The sequence below is a fragment of the Embleya sp. NBC_00888 genome, assembly GCF_045207655.1.
GTDB lineage: Bacteria > Actinomycetota > Actinomycetes > Streptomycetales > Streptomycetaceae > Embleya.
In genome coordinates, this window is sequence record NZ_CP108784.1 from 3602633 (window position 1) to 3617361 (window position 14729).

At 71.0% G+C, this 14729-nt stretch carries 13 protein-coding genes; 2 read left to right on the forward strand and 11 right to left on the reverse strand.

What is annotated here, in order from left to right; translation table 11 throughout:
• Positions 1–31: 31 nt before the first annotated feature.
• Both OG948_RS14795 and OG948_RS14800 read right to left on the reverse strand, forming a co-directional pair.
• The gene (locus OG948_RS14795; protein WP_406296887.1) at positions 32–760 is read right to left on the reverse strand and encodes an ABC transporter permease; all 729 of its coding nucleotides are present in this window, start codon (positions 758–760) and stop codon (positions 32–34) included.
• Positions 757–1707 (reverse strand): ABC transporter ATP-binding protein, encoded by a 951-nt coding sequence (locus OG948_RS14800; protein ID WP_406296889.1) that lies wholly within the window; start codon positions 1705–1707, stop codon positions 757–759. The genes OG948_RS14795 and OG948_RS14800 overlap by 4 nt, the downstream gene beginning before the upstream one ends.
• A 92-nt stretch (positions 1708–1799) precedes the next feature.
• Here OG948_RS14800 and OG948_RS14805 point away from each other — a divergent pair, with 92 nt between their 5' ends.
• Entirely contained in the window at positions 1800–2519 is a 720-nt protein-coding gene (locus tag OG948_RS14805; RefSeq protein WP_406296891.1) for a hypothetical protein, read from the forward strand.
• 217 nt (positions 2520–2736) lie between these two features.
• On the opposite strand, the gene OG948_RS14810 is transcribed toward OG948_RS14805, so the two are convergent.
• The 5 genes from OG948_RS14810 to OG948_RS14830 all read right to left on the reverse strand — a co-directional run bounded on the left by OG948_RS14810 (position 2737) and on the right by OG948_RS14830 (position 8231).
• Positions 2737–5562 carry a VanW family protein gene (locus OG948_RS14810; RefSeq protein WP_406296892.1) on the reverse strand — a complete coding sequence of 942 codons (2826 nt, stop codon included), beginning with the start codon at positions 5560–5562 and terminating at the stop codon, positions 2737–2739.
• A 355-nt stretch (positions 5563–5917) separates the two neighbouring features.
• Entirely contained in the window at positions 5918–6310 is a 393-nt protein-coding gene (locus OG948_RS14815) for a DUF6113 family protein (protein WP_395870483.1), read from the reverse strand.
• Between the two features lie 10 nt (positions 6311–6320).
• Complete coding sequence (gene mshB, locus OG948_RS14820) at positions 6321–7220, reverse strand: N-acetyl-1-D-myo-inositol-2-amino-2-deoxy-alpha-D-glucopyranoside deacetylase (RefSeq protein ID WP_406296893.1); 900 nt, start codon at positions 7218–7220, stop codon at positions 6321–6323.
• A 59-nt stretch (positions 7221–7279) separates the two neighbouring features.
• Positions 7280–7900 carry a class I SAM-dependent methyltransferase gene (locus tag OG948_RS14825; RefSeq protein WP_406296895.1) on the reverse strand — a complete coding sequence of 207 codons (621 nt, stop codon included), beginning with the start codon at positions 7898–7900 and terminating at the stop codon, positions 7280–7282.
• A 130-nt stretch (positions 7901–8030) separates the two neighbouring features.
• A complete protein-coding gene (locus OG948_RS14830) occupies positions 8031–8231 on the reverse strand; it encodes a DUF2304 domain-containing protein (protein ID WP_406296897.1) in 201 nt (66 codons plus the stop codon).
• 205 nt (positions 8232–8436) lie between these two features.
• On the opposite strand from OG948_RS14830, the gene OG948_RS14835 reads away from it, so the two are divergent.
• Positions 8437–10578 carry a prolyl oligopeptidase family serine peptidase gene (locus OG948_RS14835; protein WP_406296899.1) on the forward strand — a complete coding sequence of 714 codons (2142 nt, stop codon included), beginning with the start codon at positions 8437–8439 and terminating at the stop codon, positions 10576–10578.
• A 77-nt stretch (positions 10579–10655) separates the two neighbouring features.
• Here OG948_RS14835 and OG948_RS14840 read toward each other — a convergent pair whose 3' ends face one another.
• Genes OG948_RS14840 through OG948_RS14855 form a run of 4 tightly spaced genes read right to left on the reverse strand, consistent with a single transcriptional unit; the run spans position 10656 to position 14723 of the window.
• Positions 10656–11738: an ABC transporter ATP-binding protein gene (locus tag OG948_RS14840; RefSeq protein ID WP_406296901.1), complete on the reverse strand. Its 1083-nt coding sequence runs from the start codon at positions 11736–11738 to the stop codon at positions 10656–10658.
• The gene (locus OG948_RS14845; RefSeq protein WP_395870471.1) at positions 11731–12774 is read right to left on the reverse strand and encodes an ABC transporter ATP-binding protein; all 1044 of its coding nucleotides are present in this window, start codon (positions 12772–12774) and stop codon (positions 11731–11733) included. The genes OG948_RS14840 and OG948_RS14845 overlap by 8 nt, the downstream gene beginning before the upstream one ends.
• 16 nt (positions 12775–12790) lie before the next feature.
• A complete protein-coding gene (locus OG948_RS14850) occupies positions 12791–13801 on the reverse strand; it encodes an ABC transporter permease (RefSeq protein WP_406296902.1) in 1011 nt (336 codons plus the stop codon).
• Positions 13794–14723: an ABC transporter permease gene (locus OG948_RS14855; RefSeq protein ID WP_406296904.1), complete on the reverse strand. Its 930-nt coding sequence runs from the start codon at positions 14721–14723 to the stop codon at positions 13794–13796. Before OG948_RS14855 ends, OG948_RS14850 begins: the two co-directional genes overlap by 8 nt.
• Positions 14724–14729 lie beyond the last annotated feature (6 nt).

A 14729-nucleotide genomic window follows, 5' to 3' on the forward strand; every position in this document is an offset into this window, starting at 1 on the left:
CACGAGACCTCATCCCGCGAGTGGTCCCGGATCAGGCCGCGACCTTCTGCTCGTCGCGACGGTAGCGCCACGCCGCCAGCGCGGTGAACGCGACCAGATAGCCGGCCAGCACCAGGACATCCGACACCCGGGGGTGGTGTCCGCCCAGCACCTCCCAGCCGAGTTGGCCCAGTCGGTACGTCGGCATCACGTGTCCGATGTCCTGGAGGAACCGCGGGAACCCGGTCAGCGGGACCCACATCCCGCCGAGCACCGCCATGCCCAGGTAGACCAGCATGAACATCGGCTGCGCCGAGTCGGGCGCGACCAGATAGCCCAGCCCGATCCCCAGCACCGCGAACACGAACGAGCCGAACCACAGCGCGAGCACGATCACGCCCCACTGCCACGGGTCCAGCCGCACGCCGCGCAGGAAGCCGGTGAACAGCACCAGCACGATCGCGGGCAGGCCGACCACCGAGGCGGACACGAGCTTGGAGATCACGTACTGGCGCCCGGTCAGCGTGGTCAGCCGCAACTGCCGGGTCCACCCGCTCTGCCGTTCCGCCGCGATCCGCTGCACGCCCGCGCTGAGCGTCGCGCCGACCGCGCCGAACGAGGCCATCGACACCATGATGTAGGCGGAGACGTCGGTGCCGTCGACGTCACCGGATTGGCTGCCGAAGATCAGGTACATCGCGACCGGGTAGGCGAGCGTGAAGATCAGGTACCGGCGGTTGCGCAACATCCGCAGGATCTCCAGCCTCATCAGGGTCTTCATGACGCGATCTCCATGCCTTCCGCCTCGTCCGCCTGTTGGGTGATCGCCAGGAACGCCTGCTCCAGGCCGAGTCCGGCCACTTCGAGTCCGCGCGGCCGAAGGCCCGCGGCGTAGATCGCGGCGACCGTCTCGTCCGCGTCGGCGCTGCGGATGCGCACCGTGCCGGCGCCCAGTTCGAGGTGCTCGATGCCGGGCAGCGCGCGCAGCGTGGGCTCGTACCGCTCGACCGGGGCGTCCAGGTCGAAGGCGATCCGGCGCAGTCCCGCGCGGGCCTTGATCTGCGCGGCGCTCGCGTCGGCGAGCAACCTGCCCCGGTGCAGCACGAGCACCCGGTCGGCGACGTTGTCCGCCTCTTCCAGGTAGTGCGTCGCGAACAGCACGGTGCGGCCCAGCTCGGCCTGCTCGCGCATGCTCTCCCAGAACCGCTGCCGGCTGTCCACGTCCATTCCGGTGGTCGGCTCGTCCAGCACGATCAGGTCCACCTCGCCCGCGATGGCGACCGCGAACCGTACCCGCTGGGCCTGCCCGCCGGAGAGCTTGCCGACGTCCTTGCCGACCAGGTCCTCGATGCCGGCGCGGCGCAGCACCTCCGCCTGCGGCAACGGGCGCGGGTGCAGGTCTCGGGCCAGCTCGACCATCTCGCCGACGGTCACGTCCGGCATCAGGCCGCCGGTCTGGAGCATCGCGCCGACCCGGCCGCGGCGGATCGCCTCGCGCGGGTCGGCGCCGAACAGCGCGACGGTGCCCTCGGTGGGCCGGCTCAGGCCCAGCAGCAGGTCGAGCGTGGTCGACTTGCCCGCTCCGTTGGGTCCCAGCAGCGCGACGGTCTCGCCCTGGCGCAGTTCCAGGTCGAGCCCGGCCACCGCGTGCAGGTCACCGAAGCGCTTGCGCACGCCGCTCAACGCGACGGCCGGCGCGCTCGTCTGTTCCCCAGCCCTGATCTTCATGGCTTCAGCCTGGCCGAAGGCGTGGACACGACGAAGTGGGAAACCTCCTGATCGCGCCATGACAGATGTCATGGGCGCCTACGGTGGGCGGCATGGTGCGACTGACCGATTCCCAGACCGGCAAGTCCGAGACCGTGGCCACCTCGATCGGCCGACGGGTGCGCGTGGCGTATCCGAGCCGCTCACTGCGCGCGGCGATCCTCGCCGACACCTTCCGTCGGGTCGCGGGCCGACACCGGCTGACCGTGACGATCCATCAACTGCCGTACAGCACCCGGATCGCGGACGCGGCAGGCTACGGGCGGTACAACATGCCGGTGCCCACCGCCGGGCAACCGGACGGCGCGATCGACCTGTACATCGGGGAGAACGGCGATCAGGGTCCGCGGGCCCGGGTGCACGTGCTGCATGCGTCGGCGGTGGTCGAGGCGGCGAATCGGCACCCCGTCCCGCACCCCGGGGACCCGCTCGCGCTGCGCCTGCTCCTGCTCACGCTGGCCGCGGACCAGCCCCTGCGGGCGGACGCGAAGGGCTATCACGGCGTGCTCGAGGCCGAGCGCACGCTCGCCGAGTTGCGGGCCCGGACGGCGGAGTTCGCCGAGTCCCCGTCCCAGGCGATGCCGGCCGAGGCGATCGGGTCGATCCACGCCGCGCTCGACGACGACCTGGACACCCGCACCGCGCTACGGCTCCTGGTCGAGCTGTCCCGCGACCAGGGGTTCGCGCCGGGCGCCCGGTTCGAGGCACTGGCACACGTGGACCGCTTCCTGGCCCTGGACCTGTCCCGAGACGTGGGTCGCCCCAGGGACTGATCCGGCCCGGGAGCAAGGCCCGGGAGCAAGGCCCGGGACCGATCCCGCGCGGCCCGATCCGCCCCGGGAGGGATCCCGCCCGACGACGAGCCCGTCCCGGACGACACGACGCCGGACGAGCTCGTCGAGCCCGTCCGGCGTGTGCCGTACGTGTCCGGTCCCCGGTTCCGGCGATGATCCGCCGGTCGATCGGTCCGTCCTTCCGTTCGTCGGTCGGTCAGTCGTCGGAGGCGCGCACCGGCAGCCCGCCCGCCGGCGGCGCGTCCGCGGTGCGGCCCTGCCCCTCGCCCTCGCCGCCGCCGGTGCGATCACAGGTGATCTTGTCCGCCGGGTCGTACTTGGTGTGGAACTTCTCCCGCGCGGTCTCCTTGCCGCCCTGGAAGAACACCCGGGTCACGTCGATCTTGAACCCGTCGGACGCGGCCTGCTCCACGCAGCCGGCCGACTTGTCGACCACCGACTTGGGCTTGACCACGTCGTACTTGTTGCCGGGTTCGGCCTTGATGTCGTCGTACTTGCGCGTCCCCAGCAGCGTCACGGTCACCGTGGAGTCGGTGTAGGTGGACTCCAGGTAGACGTGTCTGCCGGAGTCGTTCTGGAACTTCAGGTCGAGCGAGGGCCAGGCCACGGTGGCCTCGCGGCCGGCCGGGTAGCGATCGATCCAGAAGCTGTGCGGGCGGTGCATGACGTCCTTGAGCCCGGCGAAGAACACCGCGTTGAAGGTCGTCGTGGCCACCTGCGAGACGCCGCCGCCGAAGTCGGTCTGGAAGCGCCCGTTGTTGATGATCGTGCCCTTGGCGAAGCCGTTCTCCGCGGTGCGCTCGCCGACCGTCTTGTTCAGGCTCCAGGTTTCGCCGGGCTTGATCACCGAACCGGTGATCAGGTCGGCGGCCCGGTGGATGTTGGTCAACCGATACGCGGCGTACGGGTAGTTCGTCGTGTAGGTCGACATCACCTCGGTGATGCCGAGCTTGTTGGCGGCCTCGGTGGTCAGCTCGGGCTCGACCGGGCCGAGGTTGACCTTCGCGGTCCGCGCCGCGCCGGTCTTGGACAGCACCGACAGCAGCGCGTCGGCCGCGGTCGCGCCGGAGACGCCCTTGCCCGCCACCGACGGCACCACGGACACCTTGGCCCCGGCCGCCAACTTGCCCTCGACCTTGAACGTGGCGTTCTTCGGCTTCTCGCCGACCGAGGAGAAGGTCTGCCCCAACTCGTCCTGCAACCCGTTCACGTCGATCTTGGGCTGCAGCCTGCCGCTGCCGTCCGGGACCATCGTGAGGTACTTGGCGAGCACGATCGGGGTCAGCTTCTGGCTCTTGTTGCCGGCCGTCAGGGTGACCGGCCCGGACATCGCGGGCACCGCGAACTCGCGCATCGCACGGTCGACTTCGGCCTGGTTGACCTTCGGGTCGGCGGCCTTGGTGGGCAGTTCGACCGGACCGGTGCCGTGCAGGAAGGCCGCCTCGACCAGCTTGATCGCGGCGGGGGTGTCCAGCACCTTGCCCTTGCTCGGGGCCACCGCCGCGGCCTGGCCGCCCGCGAACGAGATCCCGCCGTCCGTCTGCGCGCCACCGGCCTCGGCGGCGAGCGCCTCCAGCTCGGCGCCCAGCTTGACCGGGTCCACCACCGTACGCGGCGCCGCCTCCCGGGTCTTGCCGAACATCGCGGGCACCGAGGTCAGCGGGTTCATCCCGCCCTTCGACGCCTCGCTGACCGTCGCGCGGGCGTCCAGGAGCAGTCCGGCCACCGCCGGGGCAAGCTCCAGCTGCTTGCCCGCCAGGGTGAGCTTTATCGGCTTGGTGGTGCGGTCGCCGAGCTTTTGTTCGAGCGTACGGACCGCCTCGTCCCGGGACTGGCCGCCGATGTTGACGCCGAGTACGGAGGTGCCGCGCGGCACCCCGCCGCCGGCGTAGGCCAGCGACGCGCCGTACACCCCGCCGAGGACGGCGAGACCGGCCGCGCACGCGATCAGCGCCTTCGGCTTGCGCCGCGCGGGTCGCGCCGGCGCCGGCCGGGCTTCCTCACGGTGTTCCCCGGTGTCGTCGGGGTGTCCCGCGCCGGTCTCCGTCGCGTGTGCGTCGGTGTTGCCGTACTGCGGGAACCCGTGGTCGGCGGCGTCCTGTTCCTGCCGGGTCTGGTACTCGTACGGTCCCTCGCCCTCGCCGTCCCGGGTCCACCGCGGCGCCTCCTGCGAGGGCAGCGGGGCCTGGCCGCGCAGCACCACCGGCGGGATCGGCCGCGACCCGGGGATCTTGATGCTGACCCGGGTGGTCATGGTCTGGTCGCCCGACTCGGCGTCCGATTCGGCGTCCGCCTCCTCGGTCGGCGCGACCGGGACCGGCGCGGCCTCGGGCGTGCCGAAGCCGGCGATCAGGCGGCGGCGGCCCACCCGCGGGGGCAGCGCACCGCTCTCGGTCGCCGCGGCCGGCTCGATCGGGTGCGCGACCGGTTCGCTCCCGGGCGGCGGGCCGTAGCCGGCGTCGTCCAGGCCGGCACCGGGCGCGCCCGGGCCGGGCTCGCCCGCGTGGGCGGCCGGCATGCCGGATCCCGGTTGCCCCGGCGATCGGGGCTGGGCCGGCGGCTGTCCGGGCTGCGCCGGTACGAACGGCGGCGGCCCGTCCGAGAACGGCACGGGACCGGGCGCACCCGTCCCGTCGGCCGTCAGGCTCCTGGCTCCCGAGGCGCCGGGAACGCGCTGGGGCAGGCCGTTGGGTCCCAGCTGCGGGGCCGCGTGCCGAGGCGGCTCCGTGACGGGTGGCACATCGTCGTCCGCGCTGGGCCACGACGAGCCACCGGGCGGCCCCGCGACGGGCGCGGGCCGGGGCGGTTCGTCGTCGAACCACGACGCGAACTCGTCGTCGTCCCCGAACGGATCGGGGGATGGATGGGGCGACGCGGGCGCGACGGATCGCTCACGGGCAGCGGGCGCTGCCTGCGACTGCCGGCCGACCCGCCCGAAGAACGGGTGCGGATCACCGCCGAGGTCGTCGCGGCGCGGCTGCGCGCCCGGGTCGTCGGGCGTGGGGGGCTGGTCGTTACTCACGAAGAACGAGCTCTCCGACAGCTGAGGGTTGCGTGGCGGCGCACGGCCGCCCCCGCCCGGGGTCGGACGGTATCCAGGAAAGTGCGACGGCGGTGCGTTGACACACGCCGCGTGCGGGTCGTGACACCGCCTTCGAGGGTTTTCCTGCTCCCCTTCGAAGGCGAGTGGACGAACTCGGCCACCGAGGTTGCCCGGTACGACGGGCTAGAGGAGTCGGTCGCGACGGCCCTGTGGACAGGGCATGACACGCACCGCACCTCGGCAAACACAATACTGCGCTCCCGCCACACCGGTACCCCGCACCGTCGCGTGCCGCATGACACGCGCCGTCGGCAAGCATGGCCGGGCAAGGGCCTCACCTCGTATGCGTCTTCACCGATTCACCCGAAAGAAGGACGGGTTTGATGCCGCCCCAGGGGTAAGTGGCCGAGGCGACACCGAAGATGGTGCCACCGAGCAGGTAGATGTAGGACAGGAACCCGCTGACGAAGATCCAGTCGCCTTCCGGCTTGGTCCAACTCGCCAGCCACAACACGGTCAACATCCAGCCCGCCACCGGCACCACCGCCCCGGCCTTCGCCTTGAACAGCGAACCGCCCGCGACGAACAGGGCGCCGCTGCCCGCGAGCGCGACGATCAGCCCGGCAGGCGGGTAGGCCGCCTGGGTGAACGCCCCGATGAAGGCGATCACCACGCCGAGCAGGAACAGCACGACGTATGCCGCGACGCGGCCGGCTTTCTGTGGCACGAGGGCTACCTTACGGGCGCAGTCCGGCGAACAGGTCGTCCTCGCGGCCGTCCGGGCCGGTGGGCGCGAGGTCGCCGCGGACCAGTCGATAGTGCTCGACCGACATGATGCTCTGGCCGATGTTGTTGGACAGCGCGAAAAAGCCGTCCTCGACCGAGACCTGGGTGGGGTAGGCCCGCAGCGCGTCGAACTTGGCGCCCACGTACTCGCCCGCGTCCACGGCCGTGGTGACCTGGTCGTCGTCCACCGCGAACGGCAGCTCGTCGACCTCGACGACCGTGAAGGGCACCTCCTGGCCGGCCTCCACCATGCGCTCGATGCCGGCCTTGAGCACCGACCGGGGCATCACGTTGTAGTAGATCTTGGCGATCGTCCAGGACTCGCCCTCGCCCTCGGCGTGGGTCGGGTCGGCGGCCAACTCGGCGGCGCGCAGGGCCACCCGATGCGCCTGGATGTGGTCCGGGTGGCCGTAGCCGCCGCGCTCGTCGTAGGTGGCGAGCACCTGCGGGCGCACCTCGCGGATCACCGGCACCAGGTGCGCGGCGGCCTCGTCGACATCGGCCCGCCAGAAGCAGTCGGGCCGCTCGTTGCTCGGCACGCCCATCATCCCGGAGTCGCGGTAGCGCCCCGGGCCGCCCAGGAAGCGCTGGTCGGCGATGCCGAGCACCTTCATCGAGTCGGCGATCTCGGTCATCCGATGCGGCCCGAGCGCGTCCTCGCGGTCGGCGGCCAGGTGGGCCAGCTCGGGGACCAGGATCTCGCCCTCCTCGCCGAGCGTGCAGGTGACGAGCGTGACGTGCACGCCCTCCGCCGCGTAGCGCGCCATGGAAGCGCCGTTGTTGATCACTTCGTCGTCCGGATGGGCGTGCACGAGCAACAGCCGCAGCGGGGCCTCGGTGCGTTCGGTCATGTTCGACAGCCTACGCAGCCGAACCGACGTGCCCGGGGGGCGACCCCCGCGCTCACGGGTCAGCCGGTCGGCTTCGCGTGCACGGCGACCAGGTAGTCGCCGCCCTCGATCCACGGCTCGCGCGCCCACCCGGCGTACCGGGTGCGGCGGACCAGCCCGGCCGCCGCGCACGCGGCCTCGTACTCGTCGACGCCGAGCGTCGCGCCGACCCCGTCGGGGCCGCCCGCGAGGCTGAAGCCGGCGACCAGCACGCCGCCCGGCCGCAACATCGTGGCCAGCGCGCGCACGACCTCGGCCTCGGTGCCCGGGGTCAGGAAGATCATCACGTTGCCCGCGGCCACCACCAGGTCGAAGCTCCCGCGACCGCCGAGCGGTCGCGGCTCCAGGTCGGCGAGGTCGTCGAGCACCCAGGTCAGCCCGGGAGCGGCGGCCTCCGCCTCGGCCAGCATCGAGGCGTCCAGGTCGACGCCGACCACCTCGTGGCCCTGCCGGGCCAACTCGATCGCGATGCGACCCGTCCCGCAGCCCGCGTCCAGCACGCGCGCGGGCTCGTCCAGCAGCTCGTCGCAGAACCGCGCCTCACCGTGCAGGTCCCGCCCTTCGGCGGCGAGCCTGCGAAACCGCTCGGCGTACTCGGGCCCTCGGGTGCCACCGGTATTGGCCAGCCATCGATTGGTCATGGCAGACGAGCCTACAAAGCCCGCCGAACCCGTCACCGCAACGTGCCGGCCCCGGGAGCGGCCCCCGGGGCCCACGCCGACGAGGCTCGATCAAAAAACGGGCCCGTCGAGGATCGATCCCGCGACTCGGTCAGAAGTGGATCCCGTTCACCACTCCCGCGAAGCTCATGCACGCGTCGCTGATGGAGGGGGCCATGGACGTCGTCGACAAATAGAAGCCGAGCAACGCGCAGACGATCGCGTGGACGGGCCTGAGGGAGGACTTCCGGACGAGGAAGACCACGGTGACACCGAGCAGCAGCACGGCGGAGACGGACACCACCACAGTCACGCACCTCCTGTGCGCAGGGGGTCCGGGGCCGACTTGGGAAACCGGCCTTCGCACCCAAAGGGACATGTCTACACACAGACTGTAAGGCAACGGTCACGAACCGCGTTCACTCGTTCAGCGGGCGTGAGGTGGTGTTCGTACAACCGTCCGCACTCTCCCTCGGTCTCCCCTCCTCCCGCCGTCACCGCCCCGTACGCTGTGGCGCATGAGCTCGGAGATCACATTTCCCCGGCAATACGCCCGCACGCAGCGCTTCACCCAAGGCGCTCCACGCGGCTTCGGCATCGCCGACCGCCGGATCACATTCCTGCGGTCCAAGGCCGCCGACGACTCCACCACGTGCCTGTGGACGCTGGATCCGCTCACCGGCGTCGAGCGCCTGGTGGCCGACCCCGCGGTCCTGCTCGGCGGCGCGGCCGAGGACCTGTCGGCCGAGGAGCGGGCCCGGCGCGAACGCAGTCGCGAGGGGGCGGCCGGCATCGTCGGCTACGCGCTCGACAGCGTGGGCGACCTGGCCGCTTTCACCCTTTCGGGCCGGCTGTTCGCGGTCTCCCTCGCCACCGGCGAGGCCCCGCGCGAGCTGGCCGTGCCCGGCCCGGTGATCGATCCGCGGCCCTCCCCCACCGGCACGCACATCGCCTACGTGGCCGGTGGCGCGCTGCGCGTGGTGACCGCCGACGGCTCGCTCGACGTCGCGCCGGCCGAACCGGACGGCGAGGGCGTCACGTGGGGTCTGGCCGAGTTCATCGCCGCCGAGGAGATGTCCCGGTTCCGGGGCTACTGGTGGGCCCCCGACGGCTCCGCGCTGATCGCCGCGCGCGCCGACGACGCGCCGGTGGACCGCTGGTGGATCGGCGACCCCGCGAACCCGGCCGCCGCGCCGACCCGGGTCGCCTATCCGGCGGCCGGCACCGCCAACGCCGAGGTCACCGCGTGGCTGATCGGTCTGGACGGCACCCGCACCGAGCTGGACTGGGACCACGACGCGTATCCCTACCTCGCGAGCGTGCACTGGTCGGCCGGCGGCGACCCGCTGCTGAGCGTGCAGCCGCGCGACCAGAAGCGCCTGCTCACCCTGGCCGTGGACGTCGCCGCGGGAACCACCCGCGAGCTGCACACCGAGACCGACGACGTGTGGGTCGACCTGGTCCCCGGCGTACCCGCGTGGACGCCGGACGGCCGGCTGGTCCGGCTGGTCGACGCCGACGGCGCGCGTCGCCTGGTGGTCGCGGACAAGGAGTTGACCGACCGGCGCCTGTTCGTCCACACGATCGTGGACGTCGCCGACGAGGACGTGCTGATCACCGCGTCGGCCGGCACCGACGCGAGCGCCGCCGAGATCGGCGAGGTGCACGTGTACCGCGTCGCCTCCGACGGGGTCACCCGGGTGAGCACCGAGCCCGGCCGGCACAGCGCGGTGCGCTCCGGCGACACCACGGTGTTGTCGTCCGCCTCGCTCGACCGCTTCGGCACCCGGGTCACCGTGCACCGGGACGGCGCCGAACTCGCCGGGATCATCTCGCACGCGGCCACCCCGGTGCTCACCCCACGAGTCGAGCTGCTCCGCGCCGGGGCCCGCGAGATCCCGTGCGCGCTGCTCCTGCCGACCGGGTTCGACCCCGCCTCCGGCGAGCGGCTGCCGGTCCTGATGGACCCGTACGGCGGCCCGCACGGCCCGCGCGTGCTCGCCGCCCGCAACCCGCACCTGACCTCGCAGTGGTTCGCCGACCAGGGCTTCGCGGTGCTCGTCGCGGACGGCCGGGGCACCCCCGGGCACTCCCCCGAGTGGGAGAAGTCGGTCCACCTCGACCTCGGCCCGATCACCCTCCAGGACCAGGTGGACGCGCTTCAAGCGCTCGCCGCCGAGCGGCCCTGGCTGGACACCACGCGGGTGGGCATCCGCGGCTGGTCCTACGGCGGCTACCTGGCGGCGCTGGCCGTCCTGCGTCGCCCGGACGTCTTCCACGCGGCGGTCGCCGGCGCGCCGGTCACCGACTGGGCGCTGTACGACACGCACTACACCGAGCGCTATCTCGGCCTGCCGAGCGAACGGCCCGAGGTGTACCGCGAGAACTCGCTGGTCTCGGGGACCGAGCCGGGCGAAGTGGCGGCGACCCGCCGCCCGCTGATGCTGGTGCACGGCCTCGCCGACGACAACGTGGTCGCGGCGCACACCCTGCGGCTGAGCGGCGCGCTCCTCGCGGCGGGCTACCCGCACGAGGTGCTGCCGCTGTCCGGAGTCACCCACATGACACCGCAGGAGCAGGTCGCCGAGAACCTCCTGCTCCTCCAGGTCGACTTCCTGCACCGCGCCCTGGCGCGGCCGTCGACCGACGGCGACGGCTGAGCCGAAGTCGCCCGGGACACCCGACGGTGCCCGCCGTTCCGATCGGAACGGCGGGCACTGTCGGGTCGGTGCGCGGTTCAGGACGCGCCGACGATGTCCTTCTCCTCGGCGAAGTGACACGCGCTGTCGTGCGCGCCCAGGCCGGAGAGGCCCTTGCGGATCTCCAGCAACGGCTCCTGCTCGGCGCAGATGTCCTGCGCCTTCCAGCAGCGGGTGCGGAACCGGCAGCCCGACGGCGGGTTCGCCGGCGAGGGCACGTCACCGGTGAGGATGATCCGCTCGCGGTGCTCGCGCCCGTCCGGGTCAGGCACCGGCACCGCGGACAGCAGCGCCTGGGTGTACGGGTGCGTCGGGTGGTCGTAGATCTGCGCGTCGGTGCCGATCTCGGCGATCCGCCCGAGGTACATCACCGCGACGCGGTCCGAGATGTGCCGCACCACGGAGAGGTCGTGCGCGATGAACAGGTACGACAGACCCAGTTCGTTCTGCAGCTTCTCCAGCAGGTTGACCACCTGCGCCTGCACCGACACGTCCAGCGCGGAGACCGGCTCGTCCGCGATGATGATCTCCGGGTTGAGCGCGAGGCCGCGGGCGATCCCGATGCGCTGGCGCTGACCGCCGGAGAACTGGTGCGGATACCGGTTGATGTGCTCCGGGTTCAGGCCCACCAGGTCCAGCAGTTCCTGGACCCGCCGCTTGCGGTCGCCCCTGGGCGCGACCTCCGGGTGGATGTCGTACGGCTCGCCGACGATGTCGGCGACCGTCATCCGCGGGTTCAGCGAGGTGTACGGGTCCTGGAAGACCATCTGGATGTTGCGGCGCACCGCCTTGAGCGCGCGACCGGACAACTTCGCCAGGTCGTCGCCCTTGTACAGGACGCTGCCGGCGGTGATCGTCTCCAGGTTCATCAGGAGTCGGGCCACCGTCGACTTGCCACAACCCGACTCGCCGACCAGACCGAGGGTCTCGCCCTTCATCAGGTCGAAGGTGACACCGTCGACGGCCTTGACGGCGCCGATCTTCTTCTGGAAGAGGATGCCCTGGGTGATCGGGAAGTGCTTGACCAGCCCCCGCACCTGAAGGATCGGCTCGCCCTGCGCCACCGGCTTGACGAGCTTGCGCACATCGGCGGCGGTCGCGCCGCTCGCGGACTCAGCCACGGACTTCTCCCTCCATCACGGTCTCCCAGAAGTGGCAAGCGCTGCCACGCCCGACCGAGATCTCGTGCAGCGGCGGAACCTCGCTGCGACACACGTCCTGCGCGTACGGGCAGCGCGGGTTGAACGCGCAGCCGGACGGGATCCGCATCAGGTTCGGCGGCAGGCCCTTGATCGCGTACAGCTCGCGGCCCTTGTGGTCCAGGCGCGGGATCGACTCGAGCAGACCCTTGGTGTACGGGTGGGTCGGCTGCCGGTACAACTCGCGCACCGGCGCCTGCTCGACGATCCGGCCCGCGTACATGACCGCGATCTTGTCCGCGACGTCGGCGACCACGCCGAGGTCGTGGGTGATCAGGATCAGGCCCATGTTGCGCTCGCGCTGGAGCTCCGCGAGCAGGTCCATCACCTGCGCCTGCACGGTCACGTCCAGCGCCGTGGTCGGCTCGTCCGCGATGATCAGCTCGGGGTCCAGCGCGAGCGCCATCGCGATCATGATGCGCTGGCGCATACCGCCGGAGAACTGGTGCGGGTAGTCGTTCACCCGGTCCTTGGCGGCCGGGATGCGCACCTGGTCCATCAACTCGATGGACTTGAGCTTGGCGTCCTTCTTGGACATCCCGCGGTGCACGGTGAACATCTCGGCGAGCTGGAAGCCGACCGAATACACCGGGTTGAGCGCGGAGAGCGCGTCCTGGAAGATCATCGAGATCTTCTGGCCGCGGATCTTCCGGCGCTCCTCCTTGGACATCTTGAGCATGTCCTTGCCGTGGAAGCGGATCTCACCACCGGTGATATGCCCCGGCGGCATGTCCAGGATGCCCATGATCGTCTGCGCGGTCACCGACTTGCCGGAGCCGGACTCGCCGAGCACCGCGAGCGTCTCGCCGGCGCTGACGTCGTACGAGACACCGTTGATCGCCTTGGCCACGCCGTCGCGGGTGCGGAACTCGACGTGGAGGTTGTCCACTTCGAGCAGCGGCGCGGCGGCGGCCGAGCCCGAGCCCTCGGGCTTGTTCTTCGTGTCGATCGTCGTCACTTGTCTGTCCCCTCCCTCAGCGGAGCTTCGGGTCGAGGGCGTCGCGCACCGCGTCGCCGAGCAGGATGAAGCTGAACACCGTGACCGAGAGGAAGATCGACGGGAAGATCAGCTGGTACGGCGAGTCGCGCAGCGCGGTGGTCGCGGAGCTGATGTCCGCGCCCCACGAGATCTCGGTGGGCGGCAGCCCGATGCCCAGGAAGGACAGCGTCGCCTCGGTGGCGATGAAGGTGCCGAGCGAGATGGTCGCGACCACGATCACCGGGGCGATCGCGTTCGGCAGCACGTGCCGACCCAGGATCCGCGGGGTTCCGGCGCCGAGTGCCCTGGCGGCCACCACGTAGTCGGACTTCTTCACGGTGATCACCGAACCGCGCATGATGCGCGCGATCTGCATCCAACCGAAGACACCGAGCGCGGTCACCACGGTCCACACGGTGCGGTCCTTGACCGAGCTCATGAACACGAGCGCGGCCAGCAGCAGCGGGATGCCGAAGAAGATGTCGGTGACGCGGGCCAGGATGGTGTCCAGCCAGCCGCCGAAGTAGCCGGAGAGCGCACCGACGAGACCGCCGATGACCACGATCAGCGCGGTCGTGGCCACGCCGACGATGATCGAGGCGCGGGCGCCGTAGACGGTGCGCGCGTACACGTCGCAGCCCTGGACGTTGGTGCCGAACCAGTGGTCGCCGGACGGGTCCTTGTTGGTGTCCAGGATCGGGCAGTGCCGCGGGTCGATGTTCGTGAACACACCCGGGAAGCAGGCCATGAACACCAGGAAGAGCAGCAGCACGCCCGACACGTAGAAGCTCGGGCTGCTGCGCAGCTCGCGCCACGCCTCGGCCCAGGCCCCGCGCGGCTTGTCCTGCGGTCCCCGCGCGTCGGGCGCCGCGTAGGCGCCGCGCTTCTCCAGGGTCGTGCCCTCTTCGTCCGCGAGCAGCATTCCGGGCAGCTCGATGGCGGACTGGGGCTGCTCGTCGCTGCTGGTTCCCAGTTGTTCGCGCTGCTGCTTGTTCATGTCAGGCATACCGGATCCTCGGGTCCAGGACGGCGTACAGCAGGTCGACGATCAGGTTCATGACCAGGTAGATCATCACCAGCGCCGCCACCGCGCCGACCACTGTCGCGCTCTCGTGCTTGGTGACCGCGAGATAGATCAGGCGGCCGACACCGTCGACGTTGAAGATGCCCTCGGTCACGATCGCGCCGGCCATCAGGGCACCGAGATCCGCACCGAGGAACGTCACCACGGGAATGAGCGAGTTGCGCAGGAGGTGGCGGGTGACCACCCGCCGACGCGGAAGACCCTTGGCGGTCGCGGTCCGGACGTAGTCGGCGCGCATGTTCTCCGCGACGCTGGTCCGGGTGAGTCGGGCGACGAAGGCCAAGGAAAGTGAGCCGAGCACGATGCCCGGCAACAGGAGCTGACTCCAGGTCGCGTCGCCCACGCTGGCGGTGGCCTCGAAAATGCCCCACTCCGAACCCAGCCAGAACTGGGCGACGGTGCCGAGCACGAAGACCGGGATCGAGATGACCACCAGCGTGCCGGCGAGAACGAGCGTGTCGACGAACTTGCCGCGGCGCAGGCCGGACAGCAGGCCCAGGCCGACACCGACGACGACCTCGATCGCGAACGCGATCATCGCGAGCCGGATCGACACCGGGAAGGCTCGCTTGAGCTCGTCGGCGACGGGACGGCCGTTGAAGCTCGTCCCGAAATTACCCTGGAGCAGGTCGGTGATGTAGTACCAGTACTGCACGATCAGCGGGTCGTTCAGGTGGAACTCTTCCCGCATCTGGCGCACGAAGACAGGGTCGGCACCCTTGTCGCCGAACATGGCTGCGATGGGATCGCCACCGAGCTGGTACACCATGAAATAAATCAAGAACGTGGTCCCGATGAACACCGGGATCATCTGGAGCAGTCGCCGTACGACATATCGCCCCATGCCAGC